This window comes from Streptomyces sp. NPDC001406 (assembly GCF_042895285.1).
GTDB lineage: Bacteria > Actinomycetota > Actinomycetes > Streptomycetales > Streptomycetaceae > Streptomyces.
This window is the reverse complement of sequence record NZ_JBIAWG010000003.1, coordinates 608,228-626,889: the sequence shown is the minus strand read 5'-3', so window position 1 is coordinate 626,889 and position 18,662 is coordinate 608,228. Positions and strand designations below refer to the sequence as shown.

The window sequence follows — 18,662 nt, the reverse complement described above, 5'->3', positions numbered from 1 at the left end:
CCCGTAATCGGGACGACACACACGAGAGCGGTGCGAGAGGAGGAATAGTCCCCTCGCACACAGCGTCCTCGCTGTGTTATTTCAAAGGAACCTCGCCACCAGAACAATCTGGTAGACGGGGTATCAACATATCTGGCGTTGACTTTTGGCACGCTGTTGAGTTCTCAAGGAACGGACGCTTCCTTTGTACTCACCCTCTCGGGCTTTCCTCCGGGCGCTTCCCTTTCGGTGTTTCCCGACTCTATCAGATCCTTTCGGCGTCCGATTCCCGGTCGGCGGGATTTGTCTGGGGCTTTCGGCTCTCGCCTGTCGGCCTTTCGACATTCACTACGTTAGCCGATCCTCTCGGCAACTCATAATCGAGTTCCGCGGGCTTGAATTTGGGCATGTGGGCACGCCGAAATTCGCCCCGGTCGAGGGGAAGTAGCAGGTAGTGGGTTGGCCGCTCCGGCTGCTGGCGATTGCCGTACCCGGTTCAGCGGCTCGGGCCACATTACGCACCTTCCAGGGACGCGTCAACTTGAGCGGCGCCTGGGCACATGGGCCCGATAGGGGCTCACCGTCGGGTCGTTGGCGACCCAGAAACGCCAGGGGTGGACGCCTCCGTCGCCGGCCACACCCGTGCGGGGGCCGTTGCGTACCTGGTCGGAGGGCACCGCGGTGCCGGTGAGCATCCTCAGTGGCGTCTCACCGGAGGCGCACGCGTCCGTGCCGCTGAGTGCGCGGTCCACGTCCAGGGCTGCGGCCAGGCGTGCCGGTCCTTTGGCCAGTTCCTTGTCATTTCGGGCCGAGAGTCGACGTTTACGGGCGAGCTCGGCGCCCTCGACGACCTCCCCCGCGCGGAGCAGGACGGCGCTCGCCGAGCCTTCCGGACCGCAGACCAGGTTCATGCAGTGCCACATGCCATAGGTGAAGTAGACGTACACGTGTCCGGGCGGACCGAACATCACGTCGTTGCGGGGTGTGCGGCCGCGATAGGCGTGTGAGCCGGGGTCGTTCGGGCCGTCGTATGCCTCGACCTCCGTGAGGCGCACCGCGATCGGGCCGTCCGGGGTGCTTCGTACGAGGATCCGGCCGAGAAGGTCGGGGGCGACTTCCAGCACAGGGCGGTCGAAGAACGACCTGGGCAGTGGCGTACGGTCCGGGGGCGCGATCATGTCGTACGAGCGTAGTCCAGACGTGTCTGTGCCAAGGGGTGGTCAAAGGATCCCCCGCTTGCCAGGGTGTGGCGCGGAACCGGCCGCGTCCGGATCGCGTTTGTAGGGATCAGGGATCCATACGTAAAGGGAGAGTCATGGGGTTCAAGAAGCTGCTCGCGAGTCTGGGCGCCGGCGGGGCTTCGGTCGAGACGGTGCTGACCGAGGTCAACGTCGTTCCGGGCGGTGTCGTCCAGGGTGAGGTGCGGATCCAGGGCGGGTCCGTGAACCAGGACATCGAGGGGCTGTCCGTGGGCCTGCAGGCGCGGGTCGAGGTGGAGAGCGGCGACGAGGAGTACAAGCAGAACATCGAGTTCACCAAGGTGCGGCTCGGTGGTGCCTTCCAGCTGCAGGCCGGTGCCGTGCACGCCGTTCCGTTCGGGCTGGAGATCCCCTGGGAGACGCCGGTCACGATGATCGACGGGCAGGCGCTGCGCGGTATGCACATCGGTGTGACCACGGAGCTGGAGATCGCCCGTGCGGTGGACTCCGGTGACCTGGACCCCATCAACGTGCACCCGCTGCCGGCGCAGAAGGCGATCCTGGACGCGTTCATCCAGCTTGGCTTCCGCTTCAAGAACGCGGACATGGAGCGCGGTCACATCCGGGGCACGCGGCAGCGGCTGCCGTTCTACCAGGAGATCGAGTTCTACCCGCCGTCGCAGTACCGGGGCCTGAACCAGGTGGAGCTGAGCTTCGTGGCGGACGAGCAGGCCATGGACGTCATCCTGGAAATGGACAAGAAGCCGGGTCTGTTCAGCGAGGGCTCGGACACCTTCCGGTCCTTCCAGGTGGGTCTGCACGACTTCCACGGGACCGACTGGGCGGCATACCTCAACCAGTGGCTGTCCGAGGTCGGCAGCAAGCGCAACTGGTTCTAGGCTCGGTTCCTACTGCAGGAACCGATCAGGAGGTACCGAGGTGACCGAGCTCAAGCGGCGGCCGCTCCCCCATGACTTCCACCCGCCCGTGCCGTCGTTCACGGTGACGAGCGAGGACGTCGAGCCGAACGCGAGGCTCAAGGACGCTCAGGTCCACGCGGCCGGCAACACCTCCCCGCAGCTGCGGTGGGAGGGGTTCCCGGCCGAGGCCAAGAGCTTCGCCGTGACCTGCTACGACCCGGACGCCCCGACCGGCAGCGGTTTCTGGCACTGGGTTCTGTTCGACATCCCGGCCTCCGTGACCGAGTTGCCGGTGGGTGCGGGCAGCGGCAAGTTCGAGGGTCTGCCCGAGGGTGCGGTGCACGCGCGCAACGACTACGGGTCGAAGGACTTCGGCGGTGCCGCTCCGCCGCCCGGGGACGGGCCGCACCGGTACGTCTTCACGGTGTACGCGGTGGACCAGGAGAAGCTCGGTCCGGATTCCGACGCTTCTCCGGCCGTCGTCGGTTTCAATCTGCGGTTCCACGCGATCGCGCGTGCCCAGCTCATCGGTGAGTACGAGAACCCCGCCGAGGGCTGACGCGGCGCCGATTCAGCCCAGCGTTCATTGAACGTTTGCCCGCCTCCGGTCTTGGAAGTGATCAGAGGCGGGCATTTTTTATTGCGTTGTCCATCTCGGCGCGCCCGTACAGAGTTGATCCAAGCCCGCCGGGGGGTGGGCAGGTGCACACGGGAGGTGGGCTGGATGCGGGACACGCTGGTGCTGAACGCGAGCTTCGAGCCGCTGTCGACGGTGACGCTGAACCGAGCTGTCGTTCTGGTGCTGCAGGACAAGGCCGTCGTCGAGCAGGCCCACCCCGAACTGCGTATGCGGGGTGCCGCCGTGGACATACCCGCGCCCCGGGTGATCAGGCTGTGCAGGTATGTACGGGTGCCGTTCCGAAGACAAGCGCCGTGGTCGAGGCGGGGTGTGCTGGTGCGGGACCGGCACCGGTGCGCGTACTGCGGGCGGCGGGCGACGACCGTGGACCATGTGGTGCCGCGGGCGCAGGGGGGCGCGGACTCGTGGCTGAACACGGTCGCCTCGTGCGCGGAGGACAACCACCGCAAGGCCGACCGGACTCCGGACCAGGCGGGCATGCCGCTGCTGCGGCAGCCGTTCGAGCCGACGCCGCAGGACGCGATGCTCCTGGCGCTGGGGCAGGAGGACTTCGAGGCGCTGCCGGAGTGGCTGTCCCAGTCGGCCGCGTAGCTGGTATGTAAGAGGGGCTCGCCTTCCTGGGAAGGCGAGCCCCTCGTCGTTTCACGGGTGTATCAGTCGATCGACGGCTTCTCGCGGCGGTCGTTGCCGTTGTTCTGCTGCGGGACGGAGGGTCCGCCGCCCGAACCGCCCGCCAGGGGGCCGAAGTTGCCCATGGCGCCGGACAGGCCCTTGAGGGCGTCGCCGATCTCGCTGGGGACGATCCAGAGCTTGTTGGCGTCGCCCTCGGCGATCTTCGGGAGCATCTGCAGGTACTGGTAGCTGAGCAGCTTCTGGTCGGGGTCGCCGGCGTGGATCGCCTCGAAGACCGTGCGGACGGCCTGGGCCTCGCCCTCGGCGCGCAGGGCGGCGGCCTTGGCCTCACCCTCGGCGCGCAGGATCTGGGACTGCTTCTCACCTTCGGCGGTGAGGATGGCCGCCTGGCGCGTACCTTCCGCGGTGAGGATCGCGGCGCGCTTGTCACGGTCGGCGCGCATCTGCTTCTCCATCGAGTCCTGGATGGAGGTCGGCGGCTCGATGGCCTTGAGCTCGACGCGGTTGACGCGGATGCCCCACTTGCCGGTGGCTTCGTCGAGCACGCCGCGTAGGGCCGCGTTGATCTCCTCGCGGGAGGTCAGGGTGCGCTCCAGGTCCATGCCGCCGATGATGTTGCGGAGCGTGGTGACGGTGAGCTGCTCGATCGCCTGGATGTAGCTGGCGACCTCGTAGGTGGCCGCGCGGGCGTCGGTGACCTGGTAGTAGATGACCGTGTCGATGTTCACGACCAGGTTGTCCTGGGTGATCACCGGCTGCGGCGGGAACGGTACGACCTGTTCGCGTAGGTCGATGCGGTTGCGGATGGTGTCGATGAACGGGACCACGATGTTGAGGCCCGCGTTGAGTGTCCGTGTGTAGCGGCCGAAGCGCTCGACGATGGCGGCGCTGGCCTGTGGGATGACCTGGATCGTCTTGATCAGGGCGATGAAGACCAACACCACCAGAATGACCAATACGATGATGACCGGTTCCATCGTGGCTCCCCGTACCCTTCTCCGCCTCGGCGCCTTCGGCAGATCTTATGGCTGTTGAAGATCTTGCTGGACGAGTCTGACAGACCGTCGCACAACTCGTGGGGTGTTCGGTTCAGTTGAGTCCTGCGAGGTCAGATGACGATCGCCGTTGCCCCCTCGATGTCCACGACGTCGACTTCCTGCCCCACTTCGTAGGCGCGGTCGGGGTCGAGCGAACGGGCCGACCAGATCTCCCCGGCGAGCTTGATGCGGCCGCCCGAGCCGTCGACGCGTTCCAGTACGACGGCCTGCTTGCCCTTCAACGCATCCACGCCTGTGGCGAGTTGGGGGCGTTGGGCGCTGTGCCGGGCCGCGATGGGCCGTACGACGGCGATGAGCGCGACCGAGACGACCACGAAGGCGAGTACTTGGACCACGATGTCGAAGCCGAGGCCCGCGACGGCCGCGGCCGCGACGGCACCCACGGCGAACATGCCGAACTCCGGCATCGCCGTGATCACGAGCGGGATTCCGAGCGCCGCAGCGCCGACGAGCCACCACACCCACGCGTCGATGTCGTTCACATGGTCATGTTAGAGCCGCGGACGGTGCCGCGGACAGGGCGCAAAGGGGGTCAGGACAGCGGCAGGCCCTGAGCGGTCCAGCGGTCGCCGACCTGCTCCACGACGAGCGGGAGGCCGAAGCAGAGGGAGAGGTTGCGCGAGGTCAGTTCGAGCTCCAGCGGGCCCGCGGCGAGGACCTTGCCCTGACGGAGCATGAGGACGTGGGTGAAGCCGGGGGCGATCTCCTCGACATGGTGGGTGACCATGATCATGGAGGGGGCGATCGGGTCGCGGGCGAGGCGGCCGAGGCGGCGGACCAGGTCCTCGCGGCCGCCGAGGTCGAGGCCGGCGGCCGGCTCGTCGAGCAGGAGCAGCTCGGGGTCGGTCATCAGGGCGCGGGCGATGAGGGTGCGCTTGCGCTCGCCCTCGGAGAGCGTGCCGAACTTGCGCTCCAGGTAGTCGCTCATGCCGAGGCGGTCGAGGAAGGCGCGGGCACGCTGCTCGTCGACCTCCTCGTAGTCCTCGTGCCAGTGCGCGGTCATGCCGTAGGCGGCGGTCAGCACGGTCTCCAGGACGGTCTGGCGCTTGGGGAGCTTGTCGGCCATGGCGATGCCGGCCACGCCGATGCGGGGGCGCAGCTCGAAGACGTCGGTGCCGGGCGTGCCGAGGGTCTCGCCGAGGATGGTGGCGGTGCCCTTGCTGGGGTAGAGGTAGCTGGAGGCGACGTTCAGGAGGGTGGTCTTGCCGGCGCCGTTGGGGCCGAGGATGACCCAGCGCTCGCCCTCCTTCACCGACCAGGAGACCTGGTCCACCAGAGCCCGGCCCTCGCGGACCACGGATACGTCCTGAAGCTCCAGAACATCGCTCATGAGCGCGTTGTCTCCCCTTGCAGTGTGGCCGGTCTCGGCTGTCGCGTACGCCTGTGGCTCGGTCCGCCGCGCCGGTGGGCGCAGCCCCTACGAAATCTACGCCACCGGTGGCGCGGTCCATTCCATCGGTCCGGTCCTTAGGGTGGGGGCATGCTCTCGGAACCGCGTTCAGGACGCCTCGCCGCTTGGGGAAATGCCCTATTGGCCGGACTTGTCTCGCCGGATGACGCCGTACTCGCCATCGTCGGCGACGACGCGGCGCATCGGGTGGAGGGGCTGCCGGGTGAGTCGGCGCCGGTCGGGCTCACGCTCGCGCTGGGGCGGCTGCGGTCGCTCGGGGCGACCGGGCTGCGGGTCGCGCTGCCCGCGCCGGGGCATCCGCTGGGGCTGAGCGGGCCGCCGGAGTTCAACGCGCGGGCGCTGGAGGCCGAGGAGGCGGTGATCTGCCACGGCGCCGCGTTCGGGCTGGTGCCCGAGTTGTACGAGGCCGGGCCCGCCGGTGATGTGCATGCCGAGGTGGTCTGGCACTGTCTGCCGGTGCGGGAGGCGCCGCCTGCCGATGTGCCGTCGCTGGGCGAGGCCGAGCGGGAGCTGGCGGAGGCCCTGCGGGACGCGACGGCGGTGCTCTCGCGGCTGGACGTCGCGGGGTCGGGTCCGGTGGCGGAGGCGGCGATCGATGCGTACCGCGCGCGGGCCGAGCGGGGGAACGAGGTGCTGGCGCCGGGGTATCCGCCGCGGGCGGTGCGGGTGTTGGAGCTGGCTCAGCGGGTGGGGCTACTGATTTCCCTGGCCCATGAGAACGGCCACGGGGGCGCGGTGAGCGCGTCGGAGATGGCGTCGCGGGGGGCCGCACTGCGGCCGGTGGAGCGGACGGCACGGCGGGCACAGGTCGCGGCTTACAACTCCGTTGTGGAGGAGCGGGAACGGGGGCGGTGAGCGGCGGCCGGTGGTGACCGGCGCCGATGAGTGACCGGCCTCCCGGTGAGGTGTCGGGAGGCCGGAGGTCCGCGCGGGTGGGCTCAGTGGTTGAGGCCCACGTTGCCGAAGGCCGGGTTCAGGGCGCCGATGACGTTCACGCTGTTGCCCACCACGTTCACCGGGACGTGCACCGGGGCCTGGACGACGTTGCCCGAGACGACGCCCGGGGAGCCCTTGGCCTCGCCGCCGGCCCAGGAGCCGTTCGTGGCGGAGGCCATTCCGGCACCGGCCGCCAGCAGGCCCCCGGCCACCATGGTCACGGCCGCTGCCTTCTTCAGGTTCTTCACTTTCAACCCCTCCTTGGCGATCACCGCGGCAGTCGCCGCGGCACGCACTGGAGAACGGCGGAGATCGCCGGAGGGTGCGCCGTCCGGGTGACATTCCCCCGACGGTATGAATCTCACCCTGTCACACCGTGACGAACGGCCCACAGCGCCGCCTGGGTCCGGTCCGCGAGGTCGAGTTTCATCAGGATGTTCGAGACGTGCGTCTTGACGGTCTTCTCGGACAGGACGAGGGCGCGGGCGATCTCGCGGTTGGAGCGGCCGTCCGCTATCAGGCCCAGCACCTCGCGCTCCCGCTCGGTGAGTGAACCTCCCCTGCTCTGGCCCGAGTTGGCGTCCTCCTGGGAGAGCAGCGCGCCGGCCACCTCCGGCTGGAGGAGGATGTGCCCGGCGTGCACCGAGCGGATGGCGCCGGCCAGCGCGTCGGGGTCCACGTCCTTGTAGACGTATCCGGCGGCGCCCGCGCGCAGGGCCGGGACCACCGTGCGCTGCTCGGTGAAGCTGGTGACGATGAGCACGCGCGCGGGGTTGTCGAGTTCGCGGAGTCTGCGCAGCGCGTCGATGCCGTCCATGCCCGGCATCTTGACGTCCATGAGGACCACGTCGGGCTTCAGTTCCTCGGCGCGGGCGACCCCTTCGGTGCCGTCGGCCGCCTCGCCCACGACCTCGATGTCGTCCTGCACCTCCAGGAAGGTGCGCAGACCGCGGCGGACGACCTGGTGGTCGTCGACGAGCAGCACCCTGATTGCGTCAGCCACCGGGGACCTCCATCTCGATCGTGGTGCCCTTGCCGGGCGTGGACTCCACCGTGAGCGAGCCGCCCACCCCGCCGGCCCGGTCCCGCATGGAGACCAGTCCCAGATGGCGTCCCGCGCGGCGGATCGACTTCGGCTCGAAGCCTCTGCCGTCGTCGGTGACGCGCAGGACGGCTCCGCAGGCGCGGCGGCCGAGGGTGACGTCCACATGCTGTGCCCCGGAGTGCCGCAGGGCGTTGTGCAGGGCCTCCTGGGCGACGCGCAGCAGCGCCTCCTCCTGTGCGGCGGGCAGGGCGCGGAAGCCGCTGGAGGCGAAGGACACGCGCGCGCTGTGGGCGCGGTCGAGGACCTGGATCTGGGTGCGCAGGGTGGCGACCAGGCCGTCCTCTTCGAGGGCGGCGGGGCGCAACTCCACCACGGCGGCGCGCAGTTCGTCGGCGGCCTCGGCGGCGAGCCGGGCCACCTGGTGCAGCTCGCCCTTGGCGCGGGAGGGGTCGCGGTCGACCAGAGCCACGGCCGCCTGTGCCGTCAGACGCAGGGAGAACAGCTTCTGGCTCACCGCGTCGTGCAGTTCGTGGGCGAGCCGGGAGCGCTCCTCGGAGATCGTCAGCTCGCGGCTGCGCTCGTACAGGCGGGCGTTGGTGAGGGCGATCGCGGCGTGCTGGGCGAGGATGGCCAGCAGTTCCTCGTCCTCCTGTGTGAAGCCGCAGCTTCCCTCGGCCTTGGGACAGCGCTTGTTCGCCAGGAACAGCGCGCCGATGATCTCGTCGCCGTCGCGGATCGGCAGGCCGATGAAGTCGGACATCTCGGGGTGGGCGGCCGGCCAGCCCTCGAAGCGGGGGTCCTTGCGCACATCGGCGAGGCGCTCCGGGCGGGCCTCCTGGAGCATCGCGGCGAGGATGCCGTGCTGACGCGGGAGCGGGCCGATGGCCTTCCACTGTTCGTCGCTGACCCCGTCGACGACGAACTGGGCGAACCCGCCGTGGTCGTCCGGGACGCCGAGGGCGGCGTACTGCGCGTCGAGCAGCTCGCGGGCCGAGGCGACGATCGTCTTGAGGACGTCGCGCACCTCCAGGTGCCTGCTCATGGCCAGCAGCGCGGAACTCACCGCGGCGAGGCCGGACCGGGGGCCTTGACTCATGACCTCACGGTACCGGCGGGGTGTGACAGTGCGGATCGGACCTGTGGCGGCCGGACCTGGGCCGGTGGTCCTGGTCCGCATGACGTAGGTCTCCGGCCCCGGACGTGCGGCTTAGGGCGAAGGACCGCGCTCATTTGCGGCCCGCGTCCGAGGCGGCCGGGTCGGTGCCGTTCCTAGGTTGAAGCCACCGCCGATCGGAGGTCGGCGCGGCAGAGGGGACGGTTGTCATGCCGGTAGCGATCATCACGGGGGCCTCGAAGGGGCTGGGACGGGCGCTCGCCGAGGCGCTGGCCGCGCACGGCTGGGATCTGGTGCTCGACGCCCGGGGCGCCGACGCGCTCACGGCCACGGCCGCGGCCGTGGCCGCCCGCGGCGCGCGGGTCGAGGCGCTGCCCGGGGACGTCACGGACGCCGGGCACCGGGCGGAGCTGGTGGCGGCGGCGTGGCAGCTGGGCGGTGTCGATCTGCTGGTGAACAACGCGAGCGCGCTGGGCGCCGAGCCGCTGGTGCGGCTGGCGGAGCTGCCTCTGGAGGGCCTGCGGCGGGCGCTGGAGGTGAATGTGGTGGCGGCGCTGGGCCTGGTCCAGGAGGCGCTGCCGCTGCTGCGGGAGTCGCCGGCGGGCGCGGTGGTCGCGGTCAGCTCGGACGCGGCCGCCGAGGCGTACGAGACCTGGGGCGGCTACGGGGCGTCCAAGGCGGCCCTGGACCAGCTCGCGGCGGTGCTCGCCGAGGAGGAGCCACGGCTGCGGGTGTGGGCGGTCGACCCCGGGGACATGGCCACGGAGCTGTATGCGGCGGCCGTACCGGACGACGACGGTCCGCGGCCGGAGCCGGCACATGTGGTGCCCGCCTTCCTGCGGCTGCTGGACGAGCGTCCGGCGAGCGGCCGCTATGGGGCGCCGTCCCTGCTGGAGGGGCGATGACACTGGCGCCGGGGGTGCCGGAGGAGTTGTCGGCGCGGGTGCCCGCCGAGCAGCGCGGGCCGGGTCTGGGGCGGGATGCCGTACGGCTGTTGGTGTCGCGCGGGGCCGAGGTGTCGCACCACGTGTTCGCGGAGCTGCCGCGGCTGCTGCGGGCCGGGGACCTGCTGGTGGTGAACACCTCGCCCACGCTGGCCGCCGCGGTGGACGGGCGGATCGGGCACGCGCGCGTGGTGGTGCACTTCTCCACGCTCGGGGACGACGGGCGGTGGGCCGTCGAGCTGCGGGATCCGGACAGTAGGGGGACCACGCGCGCGCGTGCGGGCGGGCCCGCGGGTACAGAGGTGCGGCTTCCCGGGGGTGCGGGGCTGGTACTGGAGGAGCCGCTGAGCGCGCGGGGTGAGCGGCTGTGGTGGGCACGCGTGGCCGGGGCGGACGTCCTCGGGCTGCTGCGGGAGCACGGGCGGCCCATTCGCTACTCCTATACGGAGCGGGACCAGCCGTTGTCCGTGTACCAGACGGTGTTCGCGCTGCCGTCGGCCGACGGGGCGGGCAGTGCGGAGATGCCGAGTGCCGCCCGGCCCTTCACACCGCGGCTGGTGACGGAGCTGGTGAGCCGGGGTGTGCGGTTCGCGCCGGTCACGCTGCACACCGGGGTGGCGTCGGCGGAGGCGCACGAGCCGCCGTATCCGGAGCGGTACGCGGTGTCCGTGGCGTCCGCGCGGCTGATCAATGACGTGCGGGCCTGGGACGGCCGGGTGGTCGCGGTCGGTACGACGGCGGTACGGGCCGTGGAGTCGGCGGCCGGGGCGGACGGGACGGTGCGGGCGATCGAGGGGTGGACCGATCTCGTGGTGACGCCCGAGCGCGGGGTGCGGGTGGTCGACGGGCTGCTGACCGGGCTGCACGAGCCGGAGGCCTCGCATCTGCTGATGCTGGAGGCGATCGCGGGGCGGGCGGTGGTCGACCGCGCGTACGAGGAGGCGCGGCGCGGGCTCTATCTGTGGCACGAGTTCGGCGACGTGCATCTCATCCTGCCGGAGGAGAACCCTGACACAGAGCGTTGCTTTGGCAACTTTCGGTGAGGATTCATCGCCCGCAGTGTGAGCCCGCGCATAGGGTGCGGATCACGTACGAACGGACATAGGAGATATACCGACACGTCCCGAACGGGGCAGACGCTCCAGTCTGTCCCGTTTTGTCCTTCCCTGATCTACTATCCAGGGTCGTACGTCACACCTTTGCCAGGCGATTTTGCGGCCGCTAAGAATTGCTCCTGTCGCCGGACGCCGTGGGTTTCGCCCCGCGGCGTTCGTACGGGCCGGACCCGGTTCCCCCGTCGGACAGAAGGCGACTCCGCGCTATTCGAAGAGGTCGATCTGCCATGCTCAAGAACACCAACACTCGTCTCAGTCATCGCCTGACCAAGCACCACAAGATCGCGATCGCCGGCGTCGCCGCCCTCGGTACCGCCGCCATCGCCTTCTCGGCGGTTCCCAGCAGCGCCGAGACGATCACGACCGGGGCTCCCTCCGCCCAGGCCCGGGTGGCGTACAGCACCGAGCAGATCAAGGACGTCAAGGGCACGGTCACCGACCAGCTCGCCACCGAGACGGTCAAGATCCAGGAGATCGCGGGGCAGAAGAAGGCCGTCGCCGACGCGCTCGTCAAGAAGCAGGCCGAGACCGCCGCCAAGGCGAAGGCCGTCGCCGAGGCCGCCAAGAAGGCCGCCCAGGAGCGCGCCGCCAAGCAGGCCGCGAGCCGGTCCGTCGAGCGCGCCGCGGCCAAGCCCGCGAAGTCCTACCCCAACAACCTGGACGGCTGGATCCGGGAGTCCCTGGACATCATGAAGGCCAAGGGCATCCCGGGCTCGTACAGCGGCCTGCACCGCAACATCATGCGGGAGTCCTCCGGCAACCCGATGGCCATCAACGGCTGGGACATCAACGCCATCAACGGCATCCCGTCGAAGGGCCTGCTCCAGGTCATCCCGCCGACCTTCAAGGCGTACCACGTGCCCGGCACCTCGTGGAACATCTACGACCCGGTCGCCAACATCACGGCCGCCTGCAACTACGCCGCCGACAAGTACGGCTCGATGGACAACGTCAACAGCGCGTACTGAGGCCGCGCGGACCTCTTCTCGCGTACGCCGAAGGGCGGCACCCCCAGCCGGGGTGCCGCCCTTCGGCGTCGTACGCGCGCGGTTACTTGCGCATGACCTCGGGCTCGTGGCGGCGCAGGAAGCGGGCCACGAAGAAGCCGCAGATCACGCCGAGGGCGATCAGGGCGGCCATGTCCAGGCCCCAGGCGCCGACGGTGTGGTCCCACAGCGGGTCGGTGCCCGCGCCGTCCTTGGGCGGGCTGATCTTGTTGAAGTCCAGCGTGGCACCGGCCGCGGCGACCGCCCAGCGGGACGGCATCAGATACGAGAACTCGTTGACGCCGATCGAGCCGTGCAGGGTGAACAGACAGCCCGTGAACACGACCTGGATGATCGCGAACATGACCAGCAGCGGCATGGTCTTCTCGGCCGTCTTCACCAGCGAGGAGATGATCAGGCCGAACATCATCGAGGTGAAGCCGAGCGCCATGATCGGCACGGACAGCTCGACGATCGTCGCGCTGCCGAGGACCAGGCCCTCCTTCGGGATCTCACGGCTGGTGAAGCCGATCACACCGACCAGCAGGCCCTGGAACACGGTGATCATGCCGAGCACGAACACCTTGGACATCAGATACGCCGAACGGGACAGGCCGGTCGCTCGCTCCCGCTCGTAGATCACACGTTCCTTGATCAGCTCACGGACCGAGTTCGCGGCACCCGCGAAGCAGGCGCCCACCGCGAGGATCAGCAGGACCGTGGTGGCCGTGCCGTTCGGGATGATCCGGCCGGTCTGCGGATTCGCCGGGTTGGGCAGCAGGCCCTTGTCGGCGTCGATGAGCAGGCTCACCGCGCCGAGCACGGCCGGCAGGATCACCATCAGGGCGAGGAAGCCCTTGTCGGACGCGATCACCGACACATAGCGGCGCACCAGCGTGACGAACTGCGACATCCAGCCCTGCGGCTTCGGCGGCTTCATCGCCTGCATCGGAGGCATCTGTACGGCCTGCGGCGCAACGGCGTCGATGTCCGCGGCGTACATCTGGTAGTGCTGCGAGCCCTTCCAGCGGCCCGCCCAGTCGTAGTCGCGGTAGTTCTCGAAGGCGGAGAAGACATCGGCCCAGGTGTCGTAGCCGAAGAAGTTCAGCGCCTCCTCCGGCGGGCCGAAGTAGGCCACCGAGCCACCCGGCGCCATCACGAGCAGCTTGTCGCAGATCGCCAGCTCGGCCACGGAGTGGGTGACGACGAGGACCGTACGGCCGTCGTCGGCCAGGCCGCGCAGCAGCTGCATGACATCGCGGTCCATGCCCGGGTCGAGGCCCGAGGTGGGCTCGTCGAGGAAGATCAGCGACGGCTTGGTGAGCAGCTCCAGAGCCACCGAGACACGCTTGCGCTGGCCGCCGGAGAGGGAGGTGACCTTCTTCTCCTTGTGGATGTCGAGCTTCAGCTCGCGCAGCACCTCGTCTATGCGGGACTCGCGCTCGGCGGGCGTGGTGTCGGCCGGGAAGCGCAGCTTGGCCGCGTACTTGAGGGCCTTCTTGACGGTCAGCTCCTTGTGCAGGATGTCGTCCTGCGGGACCAGACCGATGCGCTGGCGCAGCTCGGCGAACTGCTTGTACAGGTTCCGGTTGTCGTAGAGGACCTCGCCCTGGTTGGCGGGCCGGTAACCGGTGAGCGCCTTCAGCAGCGTCGACTTGCCGGAGCCGGACGGGCCGATGACCGCGATCAGCGACTTCTCCGGGACGCCGAAGGAGACGTCCTTCAGGATCTGCTTGCCGCCGTCGACCGTGACGGTCAGATGGCGCGCGGAGAAGGAGACCTCACCGGTGTCGACGAACTCTTCCAGCCGGTCGCCGACGATACGGAACGTGGAGTGGCCGACGCCGACGATGTCGGTCGGGCCCAGCAGCTGCGAGCCGCCCTTGGCGATCGGCTGGCCGTTGACGTACGTGCCGTTGTGCGAGCCCAGGTCACGGATCTCGAAGCGGCCGTCGGGCGTCGCGTGGAACTCGGCGTGGTGCCGGGAGACCTGGAGGTCGGAGACGACCAGCTCGTTCTCCAGCGCACGGCCGATGCGCATCACGCGGCCCAGCGAGAACTGGTGGAACGTGGTCGGGCTGCGGTCGCCGTAGACCGGCGGCGCCCCCGCGCCACCACCGGGCACCTGCTGCGCGCCCTGCTGCTGCGGGATCGGCGCGGCCTGCGGCGGCTGCTGCCAACCGGCCTGCGGGGCCTGCTGCGGCGGCGGGGCCTGCTGGGCCCAGCCGGCGCTCGCGCCCTGCGCGGCGTACGGCGCGGCCTGCTGCGGCTGCTGGGCGGCAGCGGCACCGGACAGGTTCAGTCGCGGTCCGTCGGTCGCGTTGCCGAGGTGCACGGCGGTTCCTGGGCCGATCTCCAGCTGACCGATCCGCTGCCCCTGCACGAACGTGCCGTTGGTGCTGCCGTGGTCCTCGATGACCCAACTGCGTCCGTTGAAGCTGACCGTGGCGTGACGCCAGGAGACCCTGGCGTCGTCGAACACGATGTCTCCCTGCGGATCGCGTCCGAGTGTGTAGGACCTGGACGAATCGAGCGTCCAGGTCCGTCCGTTTGATTCCAGTACGAGTTCCGGCACTCCATGCCCCACTGAGTTGTCCCCCGAGTTACCCCCATCACAGGGAGTCTAGGGATGTCGAACATCGTGGGGAACTATTTCAGGCTCGGCCCTCTGACCGAAAGTCGGGCCTTGTGATGAACGGCGCCGAGCGCTTCAACTACTCCCGTTGACGGGGTTGAAACCGACCCGGAGAGTGGTAATCCCACGCGAGGGGGACACGTGCGGCCGCCGGCCGCGCCGCGGATCGGGGGGTCTGCCATGAGCTCTGCCACGGAAGTCGAGACCGCTGGGCACGGCGCGAGGCTGCCGTGGGCAGACGTCCTGCTGTCCGCGATCGCCACGGTGAGCTGGGCGTTGCTGGGAATGGCGGGCACGGCCGCGCTCGGCCTGCATCTTCTGCAGGCGGACGCGGCGGGCTCACTGGGCCCGATGACGGCGGCTGTTGTGGCGCTCGGGGCGGGTGGTTCGGTCACGCCGTCCGGCGATGTGTCCGCCTTCGGCCTGAAAGGCGCGGAGGCGCACACGGCCATCGAGATCACGCCACTCGGGGTGAGCCTGGTGGGCGCCCTGCTGCTGTCGTGGGTGTTCCTACGGTCCTTGCGCACGGCCGGAGTTGTGATCGCACCGGCCGAACTCCTCGCGCGCGCGGGCGCGGTGGTCGCGCTGTTCGTGGCGACGCTGGGCGGGCTGGCCTGGGCGGGGCACGACGTCATCACGATCGACGGTGGTTCACTCGGCCTCGACAAGCTGCCCGGGCTGGGCGGCGGTGGGGGCAAGGGCGGCGGGCTGAGCATCCCCGGGCTCGGGGACATCGGCGGACTGCTGCCCGACCGCATCGGCGACCTCGTCGACGCGAAGGCGGCGGTGGGCTTCACGGTGGACACCGCGCCCACCCTCCTGGGCGGACTCGGCTGGTCCGCCGGCATCCTCCTGATCGCCCTGCTGGCTTCGCGCCGTACTCCCCTGCCACGCGGCTGGGAGGCCGTGCACCGGGTCGTACGGCCCGCGGTCTCGGCGCTGGTCACCGTGCTGGTCGTGGCCGTGGCCGCCGGGCTCGCGGCGGCGGCGTACGCGGCGATCGGCGACGACCACCCGGGGCGCATCGCGGGCGCGGCACTCCTGGGCGCGCCCAACGGGGTGTGGCTCGGGATCCCCATCGGCCTGTTCGTGCCGTGGGACGGCAAGGCGACCGGCGCACTGGTCACGGTGCTGCCCCACCCCCTCGACGAGTTGCTGGGCGGGAAGTCCGACCGGCCGGTGACGCTGGGCCGGCTGGCGGACCTGGACGGGCGGGTGTGGCTGCTGGGGGTGGCGGCGGCCCTGATGATGCTGCTCGCGGGCGTGCTGACGGCGGTTCGCACGCCGGTGGAGGCGGGGGCCGGTACTGCCGCGGCGACTGCGGGATCGGGTGTACGCGGTTCCGGTGCCCTCGGTCTCGCGGGGCGGTGCGCGCTGCGGCTGGGGATCGCGACCGCGCTGGCGCTGCCCCTGCTCGCCTGGCTGACGGAGGCGTCCGTGGACGCCTCGCTGTCCGTGCTCGGCTTCGACGCGTTCGGCGCCGGCATCGAACTCCACGGCCAACTCGGCATGGCACTGCTCCTCGGGGCCCTCTGGGGCGCGGGCGCCGGAGCGGCCGGAGCGCTGCTGGCCCGGGCCACCGGCGCCGCGGGACGACGGGCGGCGCCACTGGCACTGGGTGACGCGGGGGACGGCACCGGGTATCCGAAGCACGCCGGGGGCGGCGATGCGGTGGGCGCCGGACAGTCCGGCCCGTACGTGCCCGGTACGCCGTACCGCCCGCCCAACCCCGACACGAACCCGTATCTCCAGGTGCCGGACGAGCTGCGGGAACCCGGGCGGAACCGTCCGCGCACCCCACCCGCTCCTGGCGGCGGCCGGTTCCCCGACGGTGCTCCGCCGCCGTCCGCCGACGTGTACGGCGCGCCCACCATGGCGCGGCCGTTCGACCCGCCGCCGCGCCCACCACGGCACCGCCCCGGGCCTCGCCCCGGCGATCGGCCCCCGAATGGGTCCGCCTCCGACGACGGTCCACCGCCCCCACCTCCGCCTCCGCCCCCACCTCCGCCTTCGCCGAGGAGGCCGAAGGGGCATGGCTGATGTGCGGGGCCGGGCCGACGAGCGGCGGGTGATCTGCTCGTGCCCGTGAAGTAAGGCGCTCGACACTGCTCCGTCACCCACTGTTCCCTGTCCGCTAGGCGGACCACATGGGCAGAAGGCACTGGGTGCCGGATACGGTGGATACACCATGAGCGCTTCGCAGACCTCCGAGGTCCCCACCCTCCTCGTCAAGATTTTCGGCAAGGACAGGCCGGGCATCACGGCCGGCCTCTTCGACACACTTGCCGCCTACTCGGTCGACGTGGTCGACATCGAGCAGGTCGTCACGCGCGGCCGGCTGGTGCTCTGCGCGCTCGTGACCCAGCCGCCGGCCGGGCTGGAGGGCGACCTCCGGGCCACCGTGCACAGCTGGGCCGAGTCGGTGAAGATGCAGGCGGAGATCATCTCCGGTCACGGCGACAACCGCCCGCGCGGCCACGGCCGCTCCCTGGTGACCGTCCTCGGCCACCCCCTCACCGCCGAGTCGACCGCCGCCATCGCCGCCAGGATCGCCAAGGCCGGCGGCAACATCGACCGTATCTTCCGGCTCGCCAAGTACCCGGTGACCGCGGTCGAGTTCGCGGTGTCCGGCGTGGAGACCGAGCCGCTGCGCACCACCCTGGTGTCCGACGCGAGCGCGCTCGGCGTCGACATCGCGGTCGTGTCGGCGGGGCTGCACCGGCGGGCCCAGCGCCTGGTGGTCATGGACGTGGACTCCACCCTCATCCAGGACGAGGTGATCGAGCTCTTCGCCGCGCACGCGGGCTGCGAGGACAAGGTCGCCGAGGTCACGGCGGCCGCGATGCGCGGAGAGCTGGACTTCGAGCAGTCGCTGCACGCGCGCGTGGCCCTGCTGGAGGGGCTGGACGCCTCCGTGGTGCAGAAGGTGCGCGGCGAGGTGCGGCTGACGCCGGGTGCGCGCACCCTGATCCGTACGCTCAAGCGGCTCGGCTACCAAGTGGGCGTGGTGTCCGGCGGATTCACCCAGGTGACGGACGATCTGAAGGAGCGCCTCGGGCTGGACTTCGCCCAGGCCAACACCCTGGAGATCGTCGACGGGAAGCTGACCGGCAGGGTCACCGGCGAGATCGTGGACCGGGCGGGCAAGGCGCGGCTGCTGCGCCGGTTCGCCGCCGAGGCGGGCGTACCGCTGTCCCAGACCGTGGCGATCGGCGACGGCGCCAACGACCTGGACATGCTGAACGCGGCCGGACTGGGCGTGGCCTTCAACGCCAAGCCCGTCGTCCGCGAGGCCGCGCACACCGCGGTGAACTTCCCCTTCCTGGACACGGTGCTCTATCTGCTGGGCGTCACCCGGGAAGAGGTCGAGGCGGCGGACACGCACGACGAGGCCTGAGCCACCGGACCGGACGCGGACGAGGGGCCCCGCACCAGCACGGTGCGGGGCCCCTCGACGCGTACCGTCACACCGGCGGGGTCACTCGGACGGCGCCCAGTAGTCGGTCAGCTCGCCGGCGCCCGGCTCCAGGCTCTTCCAGGAGCCGCTGTAGGACACGACGGCGAAGGCGGCGGCGGGGAAGCCGCGGCGGTTCATCCGTTCGCGGGCGCTGTCGTCGGACGAGCCGGACAGGATCTCGGCCAGGCCGTGCACCCCTGGGTTGTGACCGATCAGGATCACGTTCTGGGCGTCGTCCGGGACCTCGTTGAGCACGGCGATCAGCTCGCCGGGCGAGGCCTCGTAGAGCCGCTCCTCGTAGACGGTTTTCGGCCGGTGCGGGAACTCGTGGACGGCGAGCTTCCAGGTTTCGCGGGTACGGACCGCGGTGGAGCACAGGGCCAGATCGAACGGGATTCCGGTGTCGGTCAGCTTGCGTCCGGCGACTGCGGCGTCCGTGCGGCCCCGCTCAGCGAGGGGCCGCTCATGGTCGGTCACCTGTGGCCAGTCGGCTTTCGCATGCCGGAAGAGGACAATCCTGCGGGGTTCTGCGACGCTCATGGGCCCAGCTTCGCATGAAACAGGCCATGCGGCGCAGGGAGTTGACATGC

Annotated in this window: 18 protein-coding genes; 9 read left to right on the top strand and 9 right to left on the bottom strand. The window is 70.3% G+C overall.

Going from position 1 to position 18,662, the window contains the following annotated elements; translation table 11 throughout:
- Positions 1–515: 515 nt before the first annotated feature.
- Positions 516–1,157 (bottom strand): DNA-3-methyladenine glycosylase, encoded by a 642-nt coding sequence (locus ACFY1J_RS10290; RefSeq protein WP_390711254.1) that lies wholly within the window; start codon positions 1,155–1,157, stop codon positions 516–518.
- Positions 1,158–1,294: 137 nt separating this feature from the next.
- Here ACFY1J_RS10290 and ACFY1J_RS10285 point away from each other — a divergent pair, with 137 nt between their 5' ends.
- From ACFY1J_RS10285 to ACFY1J_RS10275, 3 genes are all read left to right on the top strand, one after another.
- Complete coding sequence (locus ACFY1J_RS10285; RefSeq protein ID WP_390711255.1) at positions 1,295–2,077, top strand: sporulation protein; 783 nt, start codon at positions 1,295–1,297, stop codon at positions 2,075–2,077.
- Positions 2,078–2,117: 40 nt separating this feature from the next.
- On the top strand, positions 2,118–2,657 hold the full coding sequence (locus ACFY1J_RS10280; protein ID WP_390711256.1) for a YbhB/YbcL family Raf kinase inhibitor-like protein: 540 nt from the start codon (positions 2,118–2,120) through the stop codon (positions 2,655–2,657).
- Positions 2,658–2,822: 165 nt separating this feature from the next.
- Positions 2,823–3,329 (top strand): HNH endonuclease, encoded by a 507-nt coding sequence (locus ACFY1J_RS10275; protein WP_390711257.1) that lies wholly within the window; start codon positions 2,823–2,825, stop codon positions 3,327–3,329.
- A 62-nt stretch (positions 3,330–3,391) separates the two neighbouring features.
- Here ACFY1J_RS10275 and ACFY1J_RS10270 read toward each other — a convergent pair whose 3' ends face one another.
- The 3 genes from ACFY1J_RS10270 to ACFY1J_RS10260 all read right to left on the bottom strand — a co-directional run bounded on the left by ACFY1J_RS10270 (position 3,392) and on the right by ACFY1J_RS10260 (position 5,759).
- Positions 3,392–4,348 carry an SPFH domain-containing protein gene (locus ACFY1J_RS10270; RefSeq protein WP_390711258.1) on the bottom strand — a complete coding sequence of 319 codons (957 nt, stop codon included), beginning with the start codon at positions 4,346–4,348 and terminating at the stop codon, positions 3,392–3,394.
- Positions 4,349–4,479: 131 nt separating this feature from the next.
- The gene (locus ACFY1J_RS10265; RefSeq protein WP_390711259.1) at positions 4,480–4,911 is read right to left on the bottom strand and encodes an NfeD family protein; all 432 of its coding nucleotides are present in this window, start codon (positions 4,909–4,911) and stop codon (positions 4,480–4,482) included.
- A 50-nt stretch (positions 4,912–4,961) separates the two neighbouring features.
- Positions 4,962–5,759 carry an ABC transporter ATP-binding protein gene (locus ACFY1J_RS10260; protein WP_390711260.1) on the bottom strand — a complete coding sequence of 266 codons (798 nt, stop codon included), beginning with the start codon at positions 5,757–5,759 and terminating at the stop codon, positions 4,962–4,964.
- 150 nt (positions 5,760–5,909) lie between these two features.
- On the opposite strand from ACFY1J_RS10260, the gene ACFY1J_RS10255 reads away from it, so the two are divergent.
- Positions 5,910–6,695 carry a hypothetical protein gene (locus ACFY1J_RS10255; RefSeq protein WP_390711261.1) on the top strand — a complete coding sequence of 262 codons (786 nt, stop codon included), beginning with the start codon at positions 5,910–5,912 and terminating at the stop codon, positions 6,693–6,695.
- Between the two features lie 83 nt (positions 6,696–6,778).
- Here the strand turns inward: ACFY1J_RS10255 and ACFY1J_RS10250 are convergent, their stop codons facing one another.
- The 3 genes from ACFY1J_RS10250 to ACFY1J_RS10240 form a co-directional block, all read right to left on the bottom strand.
- Positions 6,779–7,024, bottom strand: a complete 246-nt coding sequence (locus ACFY1J_RS10250) for a chaplin (RefSeq protein ID WP_263207162.1) — start codon at positions 7,022–7,024, stop codon at positions 6,779–6,781.
- Between the two features lie 113 nt (positions 7,025–7,137).
- Positions 7,138–7,779 carry a response regulator gene (locus ACFY1J_RS10245; protein WP_390711262.1) on the bottom strand — a complete coding sequence of 214 codons (642 nt, stop codon included), beginning with the start codon at positions 7,777–7,779 and terminating at the stop codon, positions 7,138–7,140.
- Positions 7,772–8,917 (bottom strand): GAF domain-containing sensor histidine kinase, encoded by a 1,146-nt coding sequence (locus tag ACFY1J_RS10240; protein WP_390711263.1) that lies wholly within the window; start codon positions 8,915–8,917, stop codon positions 7,772–7,774. Before ACFY1J_RS10240 ends, ACFY1J_RS10245 begins: the two co-directional genes overlap by 8 nt.
- 227 nt (positions 8,918–9,144) lie before the next feature.
- Between ACFY1J_RS10240 and ACFY1J_RS10235 the strand changes: the two genes are divergently transcribed.
- The 3 genes from ACFY1J_RS10235 (at position 9,145) to ACFY1J_RS10225 (ending at position 11,962) form a co-directional block, all read left to right on the top strand.
- The gene (locus ACFY1J_RS10235; RefSeq protein ID WP_390711264.1) at positions 9,145–9,840 is read left to right on the top strand and encodes an SDR family NAD(P)-dependent oxidoreductase; all 696 of its coding nucleotides are present in this window, start codon (positions 9,145–9,147) and stop codon (positions 9,838–9,840) included.
- Positions 9,837–10,922, top strand: coding sequence for an S-adenosylmethionine:tRNA ribosyltransferase-isomerase (locus tag ACFY1J_RS10230; RefSeq protein ID WP_390711265.1), 1,086 nt, complete (start codon positions 9,837–9,839; stop codon positions 10,920–10,922). Before ACFY1J_RS10235 ends, ACFY1J_RS10230 begins: the two co-directional genes overlap by 4 nt.
- Before the next feature lie 299 nt (positions 10,923–11,221).
- Entirely contained in the window at positions 11,222–11,962 is a 741-nt protein-coding gene (locus ACFY1J_RS10225) for a transglycosylase SLT domain-containing protein (protein WP_390711266.1), read from the top strand.
- Between the two features lie 82 nt (positions 11,963–12,044).
- Here ACFY1J_RS10225 and ACFY1J_RS10220 read toward each other — a convergent pair whose 3' ends face one another.
- Positions 12,045–14,567, bottom strand: coding sequence for an FHA domain-containing protein (locus tag ACFY1J_RS10220; protein WP_390711267.1), 2,523 nt, complete (start codon positions 14,565–14,567; stop codon positions 12,045–12,047).
- 228 nt (positions 14,568–14,795) lie between these two features.
- Between ACFY1J_RS10220 and ACFY1J_RS10215 the strand changes: the two genes are divergently transcribed.
- Together ACFY1J_RS10215 and serB are read left to right on the top strand one after the other, a co-directional pair.
- Positions 14,796–16,655: a streptophobe family protein gene (locus tag ACFY1J_RS10215; RefSeq protein WP_390731021.1), complete on the top strand. Its 1,860-nt coding sequence runs from the start codon at positions 14,796–14,798 to the stop codon at positions 16,653–16,655.
- A 148-nt stretch (positions 16,656–16,803) separates the two neighbouring features.
- Entirely contained in the window at positions 16,804–18,012 is a 1,209-nt protein-coding gene (gene serB, locus ACFY1J_RS10210; protein WP_390711269.1) for a phosphoserine phosphatase SerB, read from the top strand.
- An 81-nt stretch (positions 18,013–18,093) separates the two neighbouring features.
- Here serB and ACFY1J_RS10205 read toward each other — a convergent pair whose 3' ends face one another.
- Positions 18,094–18,612, bottom strand: coding sequence for a SixA phosphatase family protein (locus ACFY1J_RS10205; RefSeq protein ID WP_390711270.1), 519 nt, complete (start codon positions 18,610–18,612; stop codon positions 18,094–18,096).
- Positions 18,613–18,662: the final 50 nt, after the last annotated feature.

What these genes read in the sequence shown, in the direction of transcription:
- ACFY1J_RS10290 (WP_390711254.1), bottom strand. Translation starts at nt 1,157, where the DNA reads ATGATCGCGCCCCCGGACCGTACGCCACTGCCCAGGTCGTTCTTCGAC.
- ACFY1J_RS10285 (WP_390711255.1), top strand. Translation starts at nt 1,295, where the DNA reads ATGGGGTTCAAGAAGCTGCTCGCGAGTCTGGGCGCCGGCGGGGCTTCG.
- ACFY1J_RS10275 (WP_390711257.1), top strand. Translation starts at nt 2,823, where the DNA reads ATGCGGGACACGCTGGTGCTGAACGCGAGCTTCGAGCCGCTGTCGACG.
- ACFY1J_RS10270 (WP_390711258.1), bottom strand. Translation starts at nt 4,348, where the DNA reads ATGGAACCGGTCATCATCGTATTGGTCATTCTGGTGGTGTTGGTCTTC.
- ACFY1J_RS10260 (WP_390711260.1), bottom strand. Translation starts at nt 5,759, where the DNA reads ATGAGCGATGTTCTGGAGCTTCAGGACGTATCCGTGGTCCGCGAGGGC.
- ACFY1J_RS10255 (WP_390711261.1), top strand. Translation starts at nt 5,910, where the DNA reads ATGCTCTCGGAACCGCGTTCAGGACGCCTCGCCGCTTGGGGAAATGCC.
- ACFY1J_RS10240 (WP_390711263.1), bottom strand. Translation starts at nt 8,917, where the DNA reads ATGAGTCAAGGCCCCCGGTCCGGCCTCGCCGCGGTGAGTTCCGCGCTG.
- ACFY1J_RS10235 (WP_390711264.1), top strand. Translation starts at nt 9,145, where the DNA reads ATGCCGGTAGCGATCATCACGGGGGCCTCGAAGGGGCTGGGACGGGCG.
- ACFY1J_RS10230 (WP_390711265.1), top strand. Translation starts at nt 9,837, where the DNA reads ATGACACTGGCGCCGGGGGTGCCGGAGGAGTTGTCGGCGCGGGTGCCC.
- ACFY1J_RS10225 (WP_390711266.1), top strand. Translation starts at nt 11,222, where the DNA reads ATGCTCAAGAACACCAACACTCGTCTCAGTCATCGCCTGACCAAGCAC.
- ACFY1J_RS10215 (WP_390731021.1), top strand. Translation starts at nt 14,796, where the DNA reads ATGAGCTCTGCCACGGAAGTCGAGACCGCTGGGCACGGCGCGAGGCTG.
- serB (WP_390711269.1), top strand. Translation starts at nt 16,804, where the DNA reads ATGAGCGCTTCGCAGACCTCCGAGGTCCCCACCCTCCTCGTCAAGATT.
- ACFY1J_RS10205 (WP_390711270.1), bottom strand. Translation starts at nt 18,612, where the DNA reads ATGAGCGTCGCAGAACCCCGCAGGATTGTCCTCTTCCGGCATGCGAAA.